The 17,962-nt window shown below is 59.7% G+C and carries 18 protein-coding genes; 11 read left to right on the top strand and 7 right to left on the bottom strand.

Features of this window, described 5'->3' with window-relative positions; all coding sequences use genetic code 11:
* Positions 1-3: 3 nt before the first annotated feature.
* Positions 4-1,470 carry a nucleobase:cation symporter-2 family protein gene (locus tag ACTJKS_RS07335; RefSeq protein WP_086791097.1) on the bottom strand — a complete coding sequence of 489 codons (1,467 nt, stop codon included), beginning with the start codon at positions 1,468-1,470 and terminating at the stop codon, positions 4-6.
* Between the two features lie 215 nt (positions 1,471-1,685).
* Positions 1,686-2,579 carry a LysR family transcriptional regulator gene (locus ACTJKS_RS07330; protein ID WP_108182634.1) on the bottom strand — a complete coding sequence of 298 codons (894 nt, stop codon included), beginning with the start codon at positions 2,577-2,579 and terminating at the stop codon, positions 1,686-1,688.
* 99 nt (positions 2,580-2,678) lie between these two features.
* Between ACTJKS_RS07330 and ACTJKS_RS07325 the strand changes: the two genes are divergently transcribed.
* The 5 genes from ACTJKS_RS07325 (at position 2,679) to ACTJKS_RS07305 (ending at position 7,234) form a co-directional block, all read left to right on the top strand.
* On the top strand, positions 2,679-3,770 hold the full coding sequence (locus tag ACTJKS_RS07325) for a polyamine ABC transporter substrate-binding protein (protein ID WP_108184390.1): 1,092 nt from the start codon (positions 2,679-2,681) through the stop codon (positions 3,768-3,770).
* Between the two features lie 16 nt (positions 3,771-3,786).
* Positions 3,787-4,746 carry an agmatinase gene (gene speB / locus ACTJKS_RS07320; RefSeq protein WP_108182635.1) on the top strand — a complete coding sequence of 320 codons (960 nt, stop codon included), beginning with the start codon at positions 3,787-3,789 and terminating at the stop codon, positions 4,744-4,746.
* Between the two features lie 120 nt (positions 4,747-4,866).
* Entirely contained in the window at positions 4,867-5,985 is a 1,119-nt protein-coding gene (zapE, locus tag ACTJKS_RS07315; RefSeq protein WP_108182636.1) for a cell division protein ZapE, read from the top strand.
* A 17-nt stretch (positions 5,986-6,002) separates the two neighbouring features.
* On the top strand, positions 6,003-6,584 hold the full coding sequence (locus tag ACTJKS_RS07310) for a DinB family protein (RefSeq protein ID WP_108182637.1): 582 nt from the start codon (positions 6,003-6,005) through the stop codon (positions 6,582-6,584).
* A gap of 152 nt (positions 6,585-6,736) precedes the next feature.
* Positions 6,737-7,234, top strand: coding sequence for a GNAT family N-acetyltransferase (locus ACTJKS_RS07305; protein WP_041067176.1), 498 nt, complete (start codon positions 6,737-6,739; stop codon positions 7,232-7,234).
* An 84-nt stretch (positions 7,235-7,318) separates the two neighbouring features.
* Here ACTJKS_RS07305 and ACTJKS_RS07300 read toward each other — a convergent pair whose 3' ends face one another.
* Together ACTJKS_RS07300 and ACTJKS_RS07295 are read right to left on the bottom strand one after the other, a co-directional pair.
* Positions 7,319-7,528 carry a hypothetical protein gene (locus ACTJKS_RS07300; RefSeq protein ID WP_108182638.1) on the bottom strand — a complete coding sequence of 70 codons (210 nt, stop codon included), beginning with the start codon at positions 7,526-7,528 and terminating at the stop codon, positions 7,319-7,321.
* Positions 7,529-7,742: 214 nt separating this feature from the next.
* Positions 7,743-9,989 (bottom strand): TonB-dependent siderophore receptor, encoded by a 2,247-nt coding sequence (locus ACTJKS_RS07295; protein ID WP_262949342.1) that lies wholly within the window; start codon positions 9,987-9,989, stop codon positions 7,743-7,745.
* Here ACTJKS_RS07295 and ACTJKS_RS07290 point away from each other — a divergent pair.
* Both ACTJKS_RS07290 and gorA read left to right on the top strand, forming a co-directional pair.
* Positions 9,976-10,203, top strand: a complete 228-nt coding sequence (locus ACTJKS_RS07290) for a hypothetical protein (protein ID WP_108182640.1) — start codon at positions 9,976-9,978, stop codon at positions 10,201-10,203. The two genes, ACTJKS_RS07295 and ACTJKS_RS07290, sit on opposite strands and share 14 nt — an antisense overlap.
* Complete coding sequence (gene gorA, locus ACTJKS_RS07285) at positions 10,187-11,545, top strand: glutathione-disulfide reductase (RefSeq protein WP_103521639.1); 1,359 nt, start codon at positions 10,187-10,189, stop codon at positions 11,543-11,545. Before ACTJKS_RS07290 ends, gorA begins: the two co-directional genes overlap by 17 nt.
* Here gorA and ACTJKS_RS07280 read toward each other — a convergent pair.
* Positions 11,542-12,558, bottom strand: a complete 1,017-nt coding sequence (locus ACTJKS_RS07280; protein ID WP_262949344.1) for a DNA-binding protein — start codon at positions 12,556-12,558, stop codon at positions 11,542-11,544. The genes gorA and ACTJKS_RS07280 overlap by 4 nt on opposite strands.
* Positions 12,559-12,735: 177 nt before the next feature.
* Here ACTJKS_RS07280 and ACTJKS_RS07275 point away from each other — a divergent pair, with 177 nt between their 5' ends.
* The 3 genes from ACTJKS_RS07275 (at position 12,736) to ahpF (ending at position 16,069) form a co-directional block, all read left to right on the top strand.
* Entirely contained in the window at positions 12,736-13,674 is a 939-nt protein-coding gene (locus ACTJKS_RS07275) for a site-specific integrase (RefSeq protein WP_086791105.1), read from the top strand.
* 136 nt (positions 13,675-13,810) lie between these two features.
* Complete coding sequence (gene ahpC / locus ACTJKS_RS07270) at positions 13,811-14,374, top strand: alkyl hydroperoxide reductase subunit C (RefSeq protein WP_003224621.1); 564 nt, start codon at positions 13,811-13,813, stop codon at positions 14,372-14,374.
* A 132-nt stretch (positions 14,375-14,506) separates the two neighbouring features.
* Complete coding sequence (gene ahpF, locus ACTJKS_RS07265; RefSeq protein WP_262949347.1) at positions 14,507-16,069, top strand: alkyl hydroperoxide reductase subunit F; 1,563 nt, start codon at positions 14,507-14,509, stop codon at positions 16,067-16,069.
* A gap of 126 nt (positions 16,070-16,195) precedes the next feature.
* On the opposite strand, the gene gloA is transcribed toward ahpF, so the two are convergent.
* On the bottom strand, positions 16,196-16,717 hold the full coding sequence (gene gloA, locus ACTJKS_RS07260) for a lactoylglutathione lyase (protein WP_007963339.1): 522 nt from the start codon (positions 16,715-16,717) through the stop codon (positions 16,196-16,198).
* Between the two features lie 139 nt (positions 16,718-16,856).
* Between gloA and ACTJKS_RS07255 the strand changes: the two genes are divergently transcribed.
* Positions 16,857-17,375, top strand: coding sequence for a DUF4946 domain-containing protein (locus ACTJKS_RS07255; RefSeq protein WP_198759381.1), 519 nt, complete (start codon positions 16,857-16,859; stop codon positions 17,373-17,375).
* A gap of 217 nt (positions 17,376-17,592) precedes the next feature.
* On the opposite strand, the gene ACTJKS_RS07250 is transcribed toward ACTJKS_RS07255, so the two are convergent.
* Entirely contained in the window at positions 17,593-17,958 is a 366-nt protein-coding gene (locus ACTJKS_RS07250) for a histone-like nucleoid-structuring protein, MvaT/MvaU family (RefSeq protein ID WP_003224630.1), read from the bottom strand.
* Between the last annotated feature and the right edge of the window lie 4 nt (positions 17,959-17,962).

The raw sequence follows: 17,962 nt of genomic DNA, 5'->3' as shown, positions 1-17,962 counted from the left end.
GCGTCAGCGGTTCAACTGTGCGACCGCCGCTGCGCTTGCAGGTTCAGCTTTGGCCGGCAGATCGGGGTTTTCCATGACCTGCAGAATCGACGCTTCCGGATCGAAATCGTCTTCTTCCAGCTCAATGAATTCTTCCGGCAGGAAGATATTCAGCACGATAGCGCACAACGCACCGACGGTGATCGGCGATTCGAAGATGTTACGCAGCGCTTGCGGCAACTCGCGCAGCACTTCCGGCACGGCGGCGATGCCCAGGCCCATGCCCACGGAGATCGCCACGATCAGCATGTTGCGCCGATGCAGGCCGGCCTCGGCGAGGATCTTGATCCCGGCCACGGCCACAGTGCCGAACATCACCAGTTCGGCGCCACCGAGCACCGGTTTGGGCATCAGTTGCAGCACCGCGCCGATCATCGGGAACAGCCCCAGCAGCACCAACAGGCCGGCGATGAAGAACGCCACGTAGCGGCTGGCGACGCCGGTCAACTGGATCACGCCGTTGTTCTGCGCGAAGGTCACCATCGGCATGCTGTTGAACACTGCAGCCATCGCCGAATTGAGGCCATCGGCGAGCAGGCCGGACTTGATCCGGCGAATGTACAGCGGGCCTTTGACCGGTTGCCGCGAAATCATCGAGTTGGCGGTCAGGTCGCCAGCGGCTTCCAGTGGCGAAACCAGGAAGATCACCGCCACCGGCACGAACGCCACCCAATCGAAATTGAAGCCGTACTTGAACGGCACCGGCACGCTGACCAGCGGCACTTCGGGCATTGAGGCGAAATCCACGGTGCCCATCAGCCACGCGACCACGTAGCCGAGGGTCAGGCCGATGACGATGGCGCCTAGGCGCAGAAACGGCACGTCGACGCGGTTCAGCACAACGATGGTGCCGATCACCAAAGCGGCCAGGAACACATGGCTGGCCGCGCCCAGATCAGGCGCGCCGAAACCGCCGGCGATGTCGGTCATCGCCACTTTGATCAGCGACAGGCCCATTAACGTGATGATGGTGCCGGTGACCACCGGAGTGATCAGCATCCTGAGCTTGCCGATGAACTGACTGAGCACCACTTCGATGAATGCCGCGAAGAAGCACACACCGAAAATGGTCGAGAGAATTTCATCGGTACCGCCGCCACGTGCCTTGACCATGAAACCGGCGCTGAGAATCACACTGATAAAGGAAAAACTGGTGCCTTGCAGGCACAGCAGACCGGAACCCACTGGGCCGAAACGCTTGGCTTGAACGAACGTGCCGAGGCCCGAGACGAACAGCGCCATGCTGATCAGGTAAGGAATTTCACTTTGCAGGCCCAGGGCGCCGCCCATGATCAGGGTCGGGGTAATGATGCCGACGAAGCTCGCGAGCACGTGTTGCAGTGCGGCGAACACCGTGGCGGTCAAGTGCGGTCGGTCGTTGAGGCCGTAGATCAGATCGTTGTTGCGCGGGACTTTTTCAGAGGCGGTCATGGTGTTTTGCGCGCCGTGAGGCGGGGCCGGGTCAGAAAATGGAGGCGCAGGATGCCGGAAGCGGGCGGCGAGGGCAACGAGCAAAAATTGCCTGAAAGGTCAGGTTTTATTGGGTTTGAGGAGGATTTTCCCTTAAATCAAAAGATCGCAGCCTTCGGCAGCTCCTACAGGAATGCAAAATGTAGGAGCTGCCGAAGGCTGCGATCTTTTGATCTTCAAACAAAGGCGGCGAGCAAATCCTCCTCAAACGCCTTCTGCGCATCCCCCGGTACCTGTGCGCGGTGCCGGGCCAGATGAAACGCCACTTCGAAACTCAGTTCCCCAGGCCGCAGCGCGCGCAGCAGTCCCTTGTCCTCCCAGACCCGCGCATAGTGATCGGGCAAATAATCGATGTGCTTGCCGGAAAGAATGAACGCGAGGGTACCTTCGACCTGCTCCGAACGCGCGGAACAGCGCTGGTCCGCAAACGGCTCGCCACGGCGCATGAACCGATACGGATGATCGACCCGGTCGCAGGCTTGCAACGCCTCGTCATCCGGCGCATCGATGCTGAACAGTGGATGCCCCTGCGCGCAATACAAATGCTGGGTTTCCTGGAACAGTTCGCGGTAATCGAAAGCGCTCTGCACCTGTGAGAAATAACCGATGGCCAGGTCCAGCCGCTGTTGCAGCAGCAGGCGCTCCATCTCCCCGGGCATCGCGCTGATCAACTCGATGCGCACCGACTCGTCGCGTTCGCGAAAGCGCCGGATTGCATCCGCCACCCGCAGCAGCACCGACTGATCGACGGCTTCGGAAAGGCCCAGCCGCACCTCACCGATCAACCGTCCAGCGACGCCGTTGGATTGATGGCGGAAGGTCTCGATGGATGCAAACAGCGTGCGAATCGCGATCAGCATTTGCTCGCCCTTGGGCGTCACGCTGAACCCACCCTTGCCCCGGCTGCACAGACGATAACCGAGGCGGGTTTCCAGCTTGGCCATTTGCTGGCTGATGCTCGACTGGCTCAGGCCCAGCTCACCTTGCGCCGCGCTGAAGCCGCCACATTCCACGACCCGCACAAACAGGCGCAGCAACTGCAGGTCGACGTCGTGAAGCTGACCGAGCATCACATTACTCCCGGATAAAGTCAGGTTAACAAACTTGGTATTTCTGCAATGTATCCGACGGCGCATCCTGCCACCACTTCCTCCGGTCAGGTGTTCGTCATGGCTCCCGTATTCAAGCTATGTTTTCCCGCGCTGTTGTTGTCCGTGGTCATCCAGGCACAGGCCGAGGACAAGGCCCTCAATCTCTACAGCTGGGCCGATTACGTGCCGGCGCAGACGCTGCAGCGTTTCGAGCAGGAGACCGGCATTCATGTGCGCTACGACACCTTCGATACGTCCGAGGTGTTGGAAACCAAACTGCTGACCGGTGGCAGCGGTTATGACGTGGTGGTGCCGTCGTCCAGCGTGCTGGCCCGTGGCTTGGCGGCGGGCGCGCTGAAGGAAATTCCCCATGAGGGCCTCAAGGGTTACGCCAACCTTGATCCCGATCTGCTGGAAAAACTTGCCGCCGTCGATCCCGGTAATCGCTACGCCGTGCCTTATACCTGGGGCACACTCGGGTTGGGGCTGAACGTCGAGGCGGTGAAAAAGCGCTTGCCGGACGTGCCGCTGAACAGCCTCGACCTGCTGTTCAAACCCGAGTACGCGAGCAAACTCAAGGACTGCGGAATTGCTGTGCTCGATTCGCCGCAGGAGGTCATTGGTCTGGCGCTGCATTACCTCGGGAAGGATCCCTACAGCACCGACAAAAATGATCTGGCCGCCGCCGAAGCCTTGTTGCAGAAACTCCAGCCGTCAGTGCTGTACGTCGCCACCGGCCGGCAGATCAACGATTTGGCCAATGGCAGCGTATGCCTGGCGCTGACCTACAACGGCGATGTGAGCATGGCAGCCGATCAGGCGCACAAGGCCAGCAAACCGTACGAGGTCGCTTACCGGATTCCGCGCGAAGGCACGTTGATCTGGCAGGACAACCTGGCGATTCCCAAGGACGCGCCGAACCCGCAGGCGGCGCGGGCGTTCATCGAATTCATGCTGCGCCCCGAATCGGTCGCCGAGCTGACCAACACGCTGTTTTTCGCCACCGCCAATCAGGCTGCAACGCCGCTGGTGGACGAGGCGGTGCGCAATGATCCGGACATCTATCCACCCGCCGAAATGCGCGAGCGCTTGTACGCCGACCGCAGCATGAGCCTCAAGGACATGCGTCAGCGCACGCGTCTGTGGACCACTTTCCGTAGCCATCAATAATCAAAGGAGCACACCGATGGACGTGCCGATGCTCAACGACCAAGCCATGACCCGTGACAGCCTGTACGGGACTGCCGCCGAAAGCACTTACGCCGGGATCACCAGTTTCATGCGTCGCCGCTACAGCCGTGATTTGCGCGGCGTCGACGTGGCGGTCAGCGGGGTGCCGTTCGACACCGCCACCAGCAATCGCCCGGGTGCACGCTTCGGGCCACGGGGGATTCGCGCCGCGTCCACCGGGATCGCCTGGGAACGCCACTGGCCGTGGGCGTTCGATCCGTTCGATCATCTGGCGGTGATCGACTACGGCGATTGCGACTTCGATTACGGCTCGCCGCACACCATTCCGGAAAGCATCGAGGCGCATGCCGAGCGCATTCTTGATTCCGGCAGTGCGATGCTGACCTTTGGTGGCGACCACTTCATTACCTATCCGCTGCTCAAGGCCCATGCCCGCAAACACGGCGCGCTGTCGCTGATCCACTTCGATGCGCACAGCGACACCTGGCCGGACGAGGGCGGCAAACGTGTCGATCACGGCACCATGTTCTGGCATGCGGCCAAGGAGGGCTTGGTCGATCCGGCGCGCTCGGTGCAGATCGGTTTGCGCACCACCAATGACGATCATCAGGGCTTTGCCGTGCTTGATGCACGTCAGGTACATCGGCGGGGCTGCGAGGCGATTGTCGAGGCAATTCGCGCACGGGTTGGCGACCACCCGGTGTATCTGACGTTCGATATCGACTGCCTCGATCCGGCCTTTGCCCCGGGCACCGGCACTCCGGTGTGTGGCGGGTTGAGCACGGTGCAGGCGCTGGAAATCCTCGGCGGCTTGCGCGGAATCAATCTGGTGGGCATGGACGTGGTGGAAGTGGCACCGGCCTATGATCATGCGGACGTGACGTCACTGGCAGCGGCAACCCTGGCCATGGAAATGCTCTGCCTCTACGCCGCCCGACATAAAGTCGACCGCTGACACCCACAACCCCTGTGTAGGAGCTGCCGAAGGCTGCGATCTTTTGATCTTTAAAACAAAATCAAAAGATCGCAGCCTCATTACACTCGACAGCTCCTGCAGGGATATATACTGCCGCGCATGACTTTCGACTCTCCTTTAAGCGCCTGGCAACACGCGATCGAGCACAAGGGTTTCATCCAGGATGAAGCCCAGGAGCATGCGGTCTGGGCGCTGCAAAAATGCCATGAAGCCTTGCATGCCGGTGCCCGTTCGGTCGCCGGCGTGTATTTGTGGGGCCCGGTCGGGCGTGGCAAGACCTGGTTGATGGATCAGTTCTATCAGAGCCTGCGGGTGCCGGCCCGACGGCAGCACTTTCATCATTTCATGGGCTGGGTGCACCAGCGCTCATTCCAGTTGACCGGGATCGCCGATCCGCTGCGAGCGCTGGCAAAAGAGCTGGCGGCGCAAGTGCGGGTGCTGTGTTTCGATGAGCTGTTCGTCAACGACATCGGCGACGCGATCATCCTCGGACGCCTGTTTCAGGTGATGTTCGACGAAGGCGTGGTGGTGGTCTGCACCTCCAACTTGCCGCCGGATGAGCTGTATGCCGACGGCTTCAACCGTGACCGGTTTGTCCCGGCGATTGCCGCGATCAAGGCGCACATGCAAGTGGTGGCGGTGAACGGTGCCGAGGATCATCGCCTGCATCCGGGTGCAGGTCTGCAGCGGTATTTTGTCGTTGCGCCGGGGCAGGACAGCGCGCTGCAGCAGGTCTTCCAGTCGCTCAACGCCGGGCAGCCCGCCAGCAACAAGCCAGTGCCCGTCGGCCATCGCCTGTTGAACGTGGTGCAGGCCAGCGAATCGGTGCTCTGGTGCCGCTATACCGATCTCTGCGAGCAACCGTTCGCCGCGATGGACTTCATCGCGCTGTGTGATCGCTATCGGGCTATTCTGTTGAGCGATGTGCCGAACCTCAGCGCACAGAAACGCGAAGGGCGCATCGCTCGCGGCACCGAGGACGGCTCGGCGCAGGTGGTGGCCGGTGACCGTGAGTTGCCGCAACTGTCGGTGCACGACGACGGCGTGCGTCGCTTCATTGCCTTGGTCGACGAGTGTTACGACCGTAAAGTCCCGCTGTACATCGAGGCGCAGGTGCCGATGGAGGCGCTGTACACCGAGGGTTATCTGGAATTCCCGTTCCGGCGCACCCTCAGCCGATTGCAGGAGATGCAGCTGCTGCGTTTTGCCGAATCCTGAGCGAAGAGGGCGCGAACATGAGCCAACCGCTGTCGCATCATTTACTGACCATGGCCTACCAGAACGCGTGGGCCAATCACCGCCTCGGCAAAGCCTGGAATCAGCTCGACGCCACTGAGCTGGCGGCGCCGCGAACGAGCTTCTTTCCGAGTATCCGCCTCACCCTCAATCACATCCTGACGTGCGACTGGTTCTACGTCGACGCGCTGGAACGCGAGTTGCGCGGTGACGAGCCGCATCCCGACTGCTATGTGTTTTTCAACCGTGACGAGCCGTTTACCGAGGCCTCTGCGCTGCGTGAAGAGCAGGCGCACGTGGACCGTCGGTTGATCGCTTATTGTGAGCAACTGCGCGATGCCGATCTGGGGCGGATCGTCACCATCGCCCGGGAAACGCCGCAGCATGACAGTCGCTTGCGTATGCTGTCGCACCTGTTCGAGCACCAGATTCATCATCGTGGGCAGGTGCACGCGATGCTCAGCGCGACCACGGTGAAACCGCCGCAGCTGGATGAGTTTTTCTGTGCTGGCGAGAGCGGCCTGCGTGCTCAGGATTTTGCCGAACTGGGTTGGACCGAGGAGCTGATCTGGGGGCGCTGACGCTGGAAAATCAAAAGATCGCAGCCTGCGGCAGCTCCTGCAGGCGTTTGCTATCAGCGTTTCTCCGGTTGTGACCCAGGCAGCCTCGCGTTAAGGTCGAGGTGCCTTTCAGGTGCGCACCTTGCACGCCGGGGCTTTGATCGGGGATGGAAATGGATTCCGCAGAAATACTTGTGCTGCAAGCCAGCTACACCAATCCACTGCACGCCGAAGCCATCGGCATTGTGCTCAATCACTACGCAGAAGATCCGATGGGCGGCGGTCAGCCGATTGCCCCCGAGCTGCTGCGTCGTCTACCTGAAGAGCTGGCCCGCCGGCCCCACGCGTTCAGCGTGCTGGCGTTCGTCGGTGGTGAGCCGGCAGGGCTGGTGAACTGCTTCGAAGGGTTCTCGACGTTTGCCTGCAAACCGCTGGTCAATGTTCACGATGTGTCAGTGCTGGCGAAATTTCGCGGCCTCGGGCTGAGCCAGAAAATGCTGCGCAAGGTCGAGGAGATTTCCCGCCAGCGCGGCTGCTGCAAGATCACCCTGGAAGTGCTCGAAGGCAATGCGGTGGCGCAGAACGCCTATCAAAAGTTCGGCTTCGCCCCCGGCATGTTCGACCCGGAACATGGCCGCATGCTGTTCTGGATCAAGGATCTGCAGGCATAAAAAAAGGCGCCCCGCACAGGGCGCCCAACTGTCGTCTCCGAGGCCAGAGCGGAGCCATCGGAGGTCCATCGGTTGCTCGGTGAATCAGTCGCGATAAGACTCGGTGACTTGCGCGGTCTGATCGTTCGGAACCTGCAGTTCCGCTGTTTTGCTATCGGTCGGCTGTTCGCTTGGCGCGTGGTGGACCGGGAAGTTGTCGTAGTAATGCCGCATGCGTTCGGCGCCGCCCTCGGCAAAGGCGCTGGCGGAACCGAGGGCGAGTAGCCCGGCAAGAATGGCGGTGGTGGTTTTCATGGTGTCTCCTACTGAAAAACGTGGGAGCCGTTCGTCCATGAAGCAGATCTCGGGGCACAGTGTCCCGGCACGGCATTAACTCGGGGTTAACGGCGGTGGTGAGGGGATTGGGTGACGCATTGTGCGTCACCTCGAGCGTGGGGCCGCTTCGCGACCCATCGGGGATGAATCCCCTCACCACAGGGTTTGGTTTGATTGGATTGGATTGGATTGGTCAGAGCTTCCAGTCCAGGCTCAGCGTTACCGTGCGCGGGTCGCCCCAGTACACGCCGTTGTAGAAGCCGACGTTGTCGTAATACTTCTTGTCGAACAGGTTATCGACGTTCAGCGATGCCGACAGGTGCTTGTCGAATTCATAACGCGACATCAGCTTGACCACGCTGTAGGCCTGCTGATTGATCCGCGCCGGTTCGGTGATGATTCGGCCGTTGGCGCCGCGCCCAATCGGGCGGTTGGCCGCGCCATAGACGTCGCTCTGCCAGTTCACCGCGCCACCGACAGTCAGTGCGTGCCAGTTGCCCGGCAAGCGATAGGCCGTGGACAGCCGCAGCATGTTCAGCGGTTGAGCAGTGTTGCTGCGCTGTTTTTCACCGTCGACGGAATGGGTGTAGGTGTACCCGGCGGTCATGTTCCAGCCGCTGAGAATTTCCCCGGACACTTCGGCCTCGAAGCCATTGACCTTGTTGCCCTTGCCGCCGGACTTGAAAAACTCCTCGCCGCTCACCGGGTCTGGGGGCACCGAGTTGTCGCGCTCGGCGACGTTGTCCTGTTTGCTCCAGAACACTGCCGTTGCCAGGTTCAGGCGTTCGTCGAGCAGGCTGCCCTTGAGCCCGACTTCGTAGTTGCTGCCAACCACGGGGTCGAGGTAATTGCGGTTGCTGTCGCGTTTACTCTGCGGTTTGAAAATGTCGGTGTAGCTCACGTAAGCCGTGTACTCCGGCGTCAGGTCATAAAGAAGGCCGGCGTAGGGCGTCCAGATATCGTTCTGACGCTGATGGGTGGCATCGGTGCTGCTCAGTTTTTGCTGCGCGTCATAGTAGTAATCGGTGCTGGATTCGTCCCAACTGCCATAGCGGCTGCCGATGACGGCATGCAGCTCATCGGTCAGGCTCAGGCGGGTCGCGAGGTAACCGGCCTTTTGCCGAGTGATGCCTCGCGCGCCCGGCAGGCCGGTAACGGTGTCGGCGAATTTGCCGATGTCACCCATGTATTTCCAGTCGCGGATCTTGCCGTAGTCGGCGGCTTGGGGGCTGTTGAAGGCGTAGGGCGAAGTCGAGCGGTTTTCCGCCTCGCCGTAGCCGAACATCATCTCGTGTTCGCGGCCGAACAGCTGGTACGGCCCTGACAGGTTGAAGTCGTACACGCTCATTTTCTGCGTGCCGAGCATGTGCCCCATGTAGGCCGTCATGCCGCTGCGGTCGGCCTCGGGAAAACCGGAGCCGCCGTAATAGACCTTGCCGTCGGTATCACTTTCGCGGTGGGTGTAGGCGGCCTTCAGCTTCCAGCCATTACCCAATTGCTGGTCCAGGGTAACGAACGCGGTCTTGTCCTTCAGCGGCCAGGAACTCCAGGAGGTCGCCATGTTCGTTGACCGGCCAAGACCCGCCTTGCTGCCGTCGGCGTTCCAGTACGGCACGGTGCCCCAGGAGGTGCCTTGTACCTGCTTGTCCTGATAGTCGTAACCGACGGCAAGCACCGTGGAGTCGGTCAGATCAGCCTCGAGAATGCCGTAGCCGACCTCGCGTTGCAGCGCGTATTTGTCACGGAACGACTGGCTGTCACGATAGGCCAGCACCGTGCGCCCGCGCAGCCGGCCGTCGAAAGCCAGCGGCCCACCAACATCGACATAGCTGTAATAGTTGTCATAGCTGCCACCGCTGACCCCGGCCAGTGCCTGCCACTGGGCAGTCGGGCGTTTGCGCACCATGTTGATGGTGGCGGAGGGATCACCGGCGCCGGTGGTAAGGCCGGTCGCGCCGCGGACCACTTCGATGCGGTCGTAGATGATGGTGTCCGAATCCGACTTCATGCGCCCGAAGGTGTTGAGCATGCCGTCGATCTGGAAATTGTTGATCGGGTAACCCCGCGCCGAATAGCTGACTCGGTCCGAGTCGTTGTGTTGCACGACGATGCCGGTGGTCTGGCGCATGGCTTCGGACAAGGTACCGAGCTTGAAATCATCCATCTGCTGGCGCGTGACCACGGACACCGATTGCGGGGTTTCCTTGATCGACAGGTTCAGCCGCGTCGCGGTGCTCATCGCGCCAGTGGTGTAGGAATCAGTGTTTTCAGTGTTAACGCCGAGGCCTTCGGCGCTGACGCTGGTGGCGTCCAGTTCCAGCGCCTGGGCGGCGGATTGTGGCGCTGTTTCAGGGTCGGTTTCAGCCAGCAGATCGGGACTCAACGCCATGCTGAACAAGCCGACAGTCAGGGTCATGGAACGGGTAATGGGCGCGAACATCGCAGCAGACTCCTTGTCTTCGAGGGAAAAAATCCGTTGGTTCAAAGACGAGGTGCAGCCCGACGATTTAGTATCAAACAAGAAATATTATTATTTGGAGATATTTCCCGACTTCGCCGAGACGGGCGAAAAGCTGCTCACGGCGCTTGCCCAATGGACGGCGGCGGGTATGCTGTTGGCCTGCCGAGGAGATAGCAATGGCCTACGATTTTGACCTTTATGTGATTGGTGCCGGTTCCGGCGGTGTACGTGCAGCGCGCTTCGCGGCCGGTTTCGGCGCGAAAGTGGCGGTGGCCGAGAGTCGTTATCTGGGCGGTACCTGCGTCAACGTCGGCTGCGTGCCGAAGAAACTGCTGGTGTACGGCGCGCATTTCGCCGAAGACTTCGAACAGTCGTCCGGTTTCGGCTGGAGTCTGGGTGAAGCCAATTTCGACTGGGCGACCCTGATCGCCAACAAAGACCGCGAGATCAATCGCCTCAACGGCATTTATCGCAACTTGCTGGTCAACAGCGGCGTGACCCTGCACGAAGCCCACGCGAAAATCGTCGGTCCGCATGAGGTCGAGGTCAACGGTGAGCGCTTTACCGCGAAGAACATCCTGATCGCTACGGGTGGCTGGCCGCAGATTCCGGAGATTCCGGGGCACGAACACGCGATCAGCTCCAATCAGGCGTTCTTCCTCAAAGAGCTGCCGAAGCGGGTACTGGTGGTCGGTGGTGGTTACATCGCGGTCGAGTTTGCCGGGATTTTCCATGGCCTGGGCGCCAACACCACGCTGCTGTATCGCGGTGATCTGTTCCTGCGTGGTTTCGATGGCTCGGTGCGCAAGCATTTGCAGGAGGAGCTGACCAAGCGCGGTATGGATCTGCAATTCAACGCCGACATCGCGCGTATCGACAAACAGCCTGACGGTAGCCTCAAGGCGACCCTCAAGGATGGCCGCGTACTGGAAGCCGACTGCGTGTTCTACGCCACGGGCCGCCGTCCGATGCTGGACAACCTGGGCCTGGAAAACACTGATGTGCAGCTCACCGACAAGGGCTTTATCAAGGTCGACGAGCAGTATCAGACCAGTGAGCCATCGATTCTGGCGTTGGGTGATGTCATCGGTCGCGTGCAGTTGACGCCTGTGGCACTGGCCGAAGGCATGGCGGTGGCGCGGCGCTTGTTCAAGCCGGAGCAATACCGCCCGGTGGATTACAAGATGATCCCGACGGCGGTGTTCAGTCTGCCGAACATCGGCACTGTCGGCCTGACCGAAGAGGAAGCGCGGGAAGCGGGCCACGAAGTGGTGATTTTCGAGAGCCGCTTCCGTCCGATGAAGCTGACGCTGACCGAATGTCAGGAGAAAACCCTGATGAAACTGGTGGTCGACGGCAAGACCGACAAAGTGCTCGGCTGCCACATGGTCGGCCCGGATGCGGGTGAAATCGTGCAAGGTCTGGCGATTGCTCTGAAGGCTGGCGCGACCAAGCGTGACTTCGACGACACAATCGGGGTGCACCCGACGGCCGCCGAAGAGTTCGTCACTATGCGTACGCCGGTCGGCGCTTAAGCGTCTTTCGCCTTGGCTGTGTCTGGCGCTGCCGCAACGGTAGCCGCCAGACGCAAGCTGTCTTCCAGACTCGCTTGAGTCTTGGTCAATTCCTTCTTCAGTGACTGATTGAGCTGCCGCTGTTCGTCGGCATCCTGTTTCAGCGTCTGACTCTCCAGCAGGGCCACGCGCAAGCGTTCCTGGAGGAGGGTGCGTTCGTTGTCGACGCGAGTGGCTTGCTCCAGCAACTGATCCTGACGCTGGTTGCTGTGCTTGAGCTGATCCTGCATCAGGCTCAGTTCGCGCTGGGTACCACGGTTTTCCGTGAGCAGACGTTCGTTGTCGCGGTGTAGCTGGGTGATCTCGTCCTGACGCACCAGCGCACTTTGTTGCGCCTGACGTAGCTCCATCTGCAATTGCTGAAGCTGGCCTTCGTGACGTGCCTGTTCCTGCTCGCGCTGTTCTTTTGTGGCATTGCGATAATGTTCGAGAGCATCGCGGGCGTGCAGATGTTTTTCTTCCAGCGAGCGGATCTGCTCGTCCTTGTCCTGCAGGCGCAATTCGAAGTCGGCCAGTGCCTGATTGAGTCCGGCGTTGCGGGTTTGCTCGGTCTGCAGCATCGAGCGGGTTTCTTTTAGCGCTTCGGATTCCTTGGCCAGCGCCGCGCCTTGAATGTCGTGCTGTTGTTCCAGTTGCTCAAGTGCCTGGCGCACCTGCTTGAGTTCCGCTTCCAGGGTTTCGCGCTGCTCTTCGAACTGCTCGCGCGCTAGTTCGATCGGCTCTTGCGCCTGTTCTTTCAGGCGCTGGGCGAGACGCGATACCAGTGCGGTCAGTTCGTCATTGATCGGTTCCGCGGACGCTTCGACCGGTTGGCTGCCGTCATCCAGCTCTTTCAGATAGCGATGGATCGTGGTTTTCGAACCGGTGTTGCCCAGTTCGATGCGTACTGCATCGATGCTGGGGTGTTCGCCTCGGGCCAGAATCGCTGTGCGCGCGATCTGAACCACTGCTTTATTTACGCCGCCACGGGCCATGTCAACTCCTACCGTTTCGTACTGTGGTACATGCCACCAAAGTACGCAGTGTACCACGCTGGAAATAAAGTTAAATGTTTGATTAATAACAGACGGGATATACTGGTATTACCCAATGTCAGGTGATTAAATTGCTTTTTTGCGCCCTGAATCAGTACGCCAGCGAGAACACTGTCCATGAGCGAGATTGATCGCTATCTGCAAGCCGCCACCCGTGACAACACCCGCCGCAGCTATCGTTCGGCGATTGAACACTTTGAAGTGAAGTGGGGCGGGTTCCTGCCGGCGACGGCCGATAGCGTTGCGCGGTATCTGGTCGAGCATGCCGGCGTGCTGTCGATCAATACGCTGAAGCTGCGTTTGTCAGCGCTGGCGCAGTGGCACAACAGTCAGGGTTTTGCCGACCCAACCAAGGCGCCAGTGGTGCGCAAGGTCTTCAAAGGCATTCGCGCACTGCATCCGGCGCAGGAAAAACAGGCCGAGCCGCTGCAGCTGCACGATCTGCAGCAAGTGGTCGACTGGCTTGAACAGGAAGTCCGCAGTGCGCGGCAGCAGCAAGATCGCCCGCAGTTGCTCAAGGCCTGTCGCGACCGGGCGCTGATCCTGCTGGGTTTCTGGCGCGGCTTTCGCAGCGATGAGCTGTGCCGTTTGCAGATTGAGCATGTGCAGGCGCACGCCGGTAGCGGCATCACCTTGTATCTGCCACGCAGCAAGGGCGACCGCGAGAACCTCGGGCAGACGTATCAGGCGCCGGCGTTGCTCAAGCTGTGTCCGGTGCAGGCTTATATCGACTGGATCACCGAGGCGGCGCTGGTGCGCGGTCCGGTGTTTCGCGGCATCGACCGCTGGGGACATCTGAGCGAGGAGGGCTTGCACGCCAACAGTGTCATTCCATTACTGCGTCAGGCGCTGGAGCGCGCCGGCATCCCGTCCGAGCGCTACACCAGCCATTCCCTGCGTCGCGGCTTTGCCACCTGGGCGCATCAAAGTGGCTGGGATTTGAAATCCTTGATGAGCTATGTCGGCTGGAAGGATATGAAGTCAGCTATGCGCTATGTTGAAGCGAGTCCCTTTCACGGGATGGCTCGGATTACGGACAAGCCGGCTTCGTCGTAGATATGGTTTTCTTCTATTAATACAGTCAGCTAATAGCGAAAACAAATCAGCAGCATCAGGTTTGCCAATGAGCCATCCGTCGAGTGAGTGGGTAGGATTCACCCATCGAATTCACAACCCTGACGGAGAGTCATCAATGCCTATCATCAACAGCCAAGTAAAACCGTTCAAAGCTACCGCATTCAAAAACGGCGACTTCGTACAAGTCTCGGACGCTGACCTGAAAGGCAAATGGTCCGTAGTGTTCTTCTACCCAGCCGACTTCACCTTCGTGTGCCCAACCGAGCTGGAAGACCTGGCCGACAACTACGCTGCGTTCCAGAAACTGGGCGTGGAAATCTACAGCGTTTCGACCGACACCCACTTTGCCCACGCTGCTTGGCACAACACTTCGCCAGCCATCGGCAAAATCGAATACACCATGATCGGCGACCCGACCCACGTCATCTCCCGCAACTTCGACGTGCTGATCGAAGAAGCTGGTCTGGCTGACCGTGGCACCTTCGTGATCAACCCTGAAGGCCAGATCAAAATCGTTGAGCTGAACGATGGCGGCGTTGGCCGTGACGCTTCCGAGCTGCTGCGCAAGATCAAGGCTGCTCAGTACGTTGCTGCTCACCCAGGCGAAGTTTGCCCGGCCAAGTGGAAAGAAGGCGAGGCCACTCTGGCTCCGTCCCTGGATCTGGTCGGCAAGATCTGAGTCTGTGAGACACGCAACACAGGGCGGGACTCCGCACCTACTTCAGTAAGCTGCACCGCCCATTGAAAAAGCCCGGGCGAGATTCGCTCGGGCTTTTTTTCGCCTTGAATAAAGACACAGGAGATCGCCCGTATGTTGGACGCCAATCTTAAAGCCCAGTTGAAATCGTACCTGGAACGGGTCACCCAGCCGATCGAGATCGTTGCTTCCCTCGACGACGGTGCGAAATCCCGGGAAATGCTTGACCTGCTCAAAGACGTTGCCAGTCTTTCGAGCCAAATTACTCTGATCGACAGCGGCACCGATGCCCGCAAGCCGTCGTTCTCGATCAACCGCCCAGGTGCCGACATCAGCCTGCGTTTCGCCGGCATCCCGATGGGCCATGAATTCACGTCGCTGGTGCTGGCCCTGTTGCAGGTCGGTGGCCACCCATCGAAAGCCAGTGCTGAAGTGATCGAACAGATCCGCTCGCTCAAGGGTGAGTTCAGTTTCGAAACCTACTTCTCGCTGTCGTGCCAGAACTGCCCGGACGTGGTCCAGGCGCTGAACCTGATGGCCGTGCTGAATCCGAACATCCGTCACGTCGCCATCGACGGCGCGTTGTTCCAGGACGAAGTCAACGATCGCAAGATCATGGCCGTGCCAAGCATTTACCTCAACGGTGAAAACTTCGGTCAGGGCCGCATGGGCCTGGAAGAAATCCTCGCCAAACTCGATAGCGGCGCCATCGAGCGTCAGGCCGAGAAAATCAGCGCCAAACAAGCCTTTGATGTCCTCGTAGTTGGCGGTGGCCCAGCCGGTGCTTCGGCTGCTATCTATGCCGCCCGTAAAGGCATCCGCACTGGTGTGGCGGCCGAGCGCTTCGGCGGTCAGGTGCTGGACACCATGGCCATCGAGAACTTCATTTCCGTGCAGGAAACCGAAGGCCCGAAACTGGCGACGGCGCTGGAAGAACACGTCAAGCAGTACGACGTCGATATCATGAACCTGCAGCGCGCCGACAAGCTGATTCCCGGCAAGAACGGCGAGTTGCACGAAGTCCATTTCGCCAGCGGTGCGACCCTGAAAGCCAAGAGTGTGATCCTGGCGACCGGCGCACGCTGGCGTGAAATGAACGTGCCGGGTGAGCAGGAATACCGCAACAAGGGCGTGGCGTACTGCCCGCACTGCGACGGTCCGCTGTTCAAAGGCAAGCGTGTGGCGGTGATCGGCGGCGGTAACTCCGGCGTCGAAGCGGCCATCGACCTGGCCGGTATCGTTTCCCACGTGACGCTACTGGAGTTCGACGTGCAACTGCGTGCCGACGCGGTGCTGCAACGCAAACTGCACAGCCTGCCAAATGTCACCGTGATCACCAGTGCGCAAACCACTGAAGTCACCGGCAATGGCGAGAAGGTCAACGGCCTGCGTTACAAGGATCGCAAGACTGACGAACTGCGCAACGTCGAGCTGGAAGGGATCTTCGTACAGATCGGTCTGCTGCCGAATACTGACTGGCTCAAAGGCATCATCGAGCTGTCACCACGTGGCGAGATCATCGTCGACAACCGCGGCGAGACGTCGATCCCGGGGATCTTCGCGGCGGGTGACGTGACCACCGTGCCGTACAAGCAGATCGTGATTGCAGTGGGCGAGGGCGCCAAGGCTTCCCTCAGCGCCTTCGATCACTTGATCCGCACTTCTGCGCCGGCGTAAGCATCAGTCGCTGAAACGCAAAAACCCATGAGCGATCATGGGTTTTTTTATGGGTGAAGCAAAAGATCGCAGGCTGCGGTAGCTCCTACAGAGGATGTGTAGGAGCTGGCGAGGCCTGCGATCTTTTTACAGCGGCGCAGGCTGAATGATTTCAACCCAGTAGCCATCCGGGTCCTTGATGAACGCCAGGCTTTTCATGCGGCCATCGGTCAGGCGCTTCTGGAAGTCACAGCCCAGCTCTTCAAAGCGCGCGCAAGCCGCAACGATGTCCGGCACCGAAATGCAAATGTGACCGAAACCGCGCGGGTCGGTGTTGCCATTGTGATAAGCGAAGTCGGCGTCGTTTTCGGTGCCGTGGTTGTGAGTCAGTTCGAGGATGCCGGGAATCGACTTCATCCACTCGGTGCGGGCCGCGGCGTCGGCCGGGATCTGCGCCTTGTCGACGAGGGCGAGGAAGTACAGGCTGAATTCGGCCTCCGGGAAGTCACGCTTTTCAACCAGCGAGAAGCCCAGTACGCGGGTGTAGAAGTCCAGGGACTTGGTGATGTCCTTCACACGCAGCATGGTGTGGTTGAAGACGAAGTTGCGGGTTGCGCTGTCTGGCGTGGCAGTGACGCCGGGGAAAGTGTTCAGTTCGTGCAGGCTCATAGGCCCTCCGTAACAATGGGGCGAGTGAATGGGCGCAATGATACGCATGCGGGGCGGCATCGCCAAACCGAATGCGCGGCTTGCTCTGGGGGCGACCGGGCCTCAGACTTTGCTGCTCAATCTGCGAGTGCCTCTGGTAATGATCCGACCGTTCAACGTGCTATTCGTTTGCCTTTTCTCGTCGCTGCTGGCCGCTCCGGCATGGGCCGATCAGCCGAGTATCACCTGGCCTGCGGGGTGGGAAATCCAGACATTGCCCGACACACCGCCGCAGGTGTCGCGCCAGCGTGCGGTGAAAAACGACGCCGATGGCAATCAGGTCATGGTGATGGAGTTGACCATGACTCAGGTTGAAGCTGGTCATCAGGTCAATGTGCCGGGCGTGCTGCTGGAGATGCGCAAGTCGATTCAGAAAGACTTTTTCCAGGGTGGTTATCAGAGTGTGTGCAATAAGGTGCACCCGGCGAAACTCGGCGCTCTGGACGCACTGGAAACCACCTGTACGATCACTGAAAATGGCCGACATGTGTTGTCGCAAACATTGGTTGCGGCGGTCGGGGCGGATAAGGCTTATGTACTTTCTTACGCGGGTCAGGCTGAGATTTATAAGGCCAGTGCTGACGAAATAGTCGCCGTGAGAAACAGCTTGAAACTTTAAGCCTCTGTATCACCTCGGCCAGGTTAGATACCTCGAAGGCATTAAGCACAAAGTTTAGCAGCGGTGACCGTCGCAACATCCCGGCATGAATTTTTAGCCTCACGTCTTGTGGGTGTTAAAGCGGATTGATAACTAGCGCGGGGGAAATCGTTGCTTTTGTTAGATATTGTCGAAAAAAAAGCCCTGCATACAGCAGGGCTTGTTTGTTGGCGCAAGATTAACCGCGCAACCAGGAATCAACGGTGGCTGCACCGTATTGTTCCTTCCAGGCTTTCAAGCCACGGTGGTTGCCGCCCTTGGTTTCGATCAGTTCACCGGTGTGCGGGTTCTGATACACCTTGACCACGCGAGCGCGGCGGGTTTTTGGTGCGGCGGACACTTGCAAGCCGGACTTGGACGGGTTCGGATCGAGAATGGCGATGATGTCTTTCAGGCCTTTGCCGTAGGTTTTCATCAGCCCCTGGAGCTTTTCTTCGAATTCGATTTCTTTCTTGAGCCCGGCATCGTTCTTCAGCGATTCCAGCTGCTTGAGCTGTTCCTGAAGGGCCTTTTCAGCTGCACGAAATTCAGCGAGTCTGGACAATATC

The organism is Pseudomonas sp. 22189, assembly GCF_052045635.1.
GTDB classification, from domain to species: Bacteria; Pseudomonadota; Gammaproteobacteria; order Pseudomonadales; family Pseudomonadaceae; genus Aquipseudomonas; species Aquipseudomonas parakoreensis.
This window is presented reverse-complemented; position numbering and strand designations above follow the sequence as displayed.

Coding starts and splice junctions, on each gene's coding strand:
- ACTJKS_RS07335 (WP_086791097.1), bottom strand. CDS start 1,470: ATGACCGCCTCTGAAAAAGTCCCGCGCAACAACGATCTGATCTACGGC.
- ACTJKS_RS07330 (WP_108182634.1), bottom strand. CDS start 2,579: ATGCTCGGTCAGCTTCACGACGTCGACCTGCAGTTGCTGCGCCTGTTT.
- ACTJKS_RS07325 (WP_108184390.1), top strand. CDS start 2,679: ATGGCTCCCGTATTCAAGCTATGTTTTCCCGCGCTGTTGTTGTCCGTG.
- speB (WP_108182635.1), top strand. CDS start 3,787: ATGGACGTGCCGATGCTCAACGACCAAGCCATGACCCGTGACAGCCTG.
- zapE (WP_108182636.1), top strand. CDS start 4,867: ATGACTTTCGACTCTCCTTTAAGCGCCTGGCAACACGCGATCGAGCAC.
- ACTJKS_RS07310 (WP_108182637.1), top strand. CDS start 6,003: ATGAGCCAACCGCTGTCGCATCATTTACTGACCATGGCCTACCAGAAC.
- ACTJKS_RS07305 (WP_041067176.1), top strand. CDS start 6,737: ATGGATTCCGCAGAAATACTTGTGCTGCAAGCCAGCTACACCAATCCA.
- ACTJKS_RS07300 (WP_108182638.1), bottom strand. CDS start 7,528: ATGAAAACCACCACCGCCATTCTTGCCGGGCTACTCGCCCTCGGTTCC.
- ACTJKS_RS07290 (WP_108182640.1), top strand. CDS start 9,976: ATGGGCGCGAACATCGCAGCAGACTCCTTGTCTTCGAGGGAAAAAATC.
- ACTJKS_RS07295 (WP_262949342.1), bottom strand. CDS start 9,989: ATGTTCGCGCCCATTACCCGTTCCATGACCCTGACTGTCGGCTTGTTC.
- gorA (WP_103521639.1), top strand. CDS start 10,187: ATGGCCTACGATTTTGACCTTTATGTGATTGGTGCCGGTTCCGGCGGT.
- ACTJKS_RS07280 (WP_262949344.1), bottom strand. CDS start 12,558: ATGGCCCGTGGCGGCGTAAATAAAGCAGTGGTTCAGATCGCGCGCACA.
- ACTJKS_RS07275 (WP_086791105.1), top strand. CDS start 12,736: ATGAGCGAGATTGATCGCTATCTGCAAGCCGCCACCCGTGACAACACC.
- ahpC (WP_003224621.1), top strand. CDS start 13,811: ATGCCTATCATCAACAGCCAAGTAAAACCGTTCAAAGCTACCGCATTC.
- ahpF (WP_262949347.1), top strand. CDS start 14,507: ATGTTGGACGCCAATCTTAAAGCCCAGTTGAAATCGTACCTGGAACGG.
- gloA (WP_007963339.1), bottom strand. CDS start 16,717: ATGAGCCTGCACGAACTGAACACTTTCCCCGGCGTCACTGCCACGCCA.
- ACTJKS_RS07255 (WP_198759381.1), top strand. CDS start 16,857: ATGATCCGACCGTTCAACGTGCTATTCGTTTGCCTTTTCTCGTCGCTG.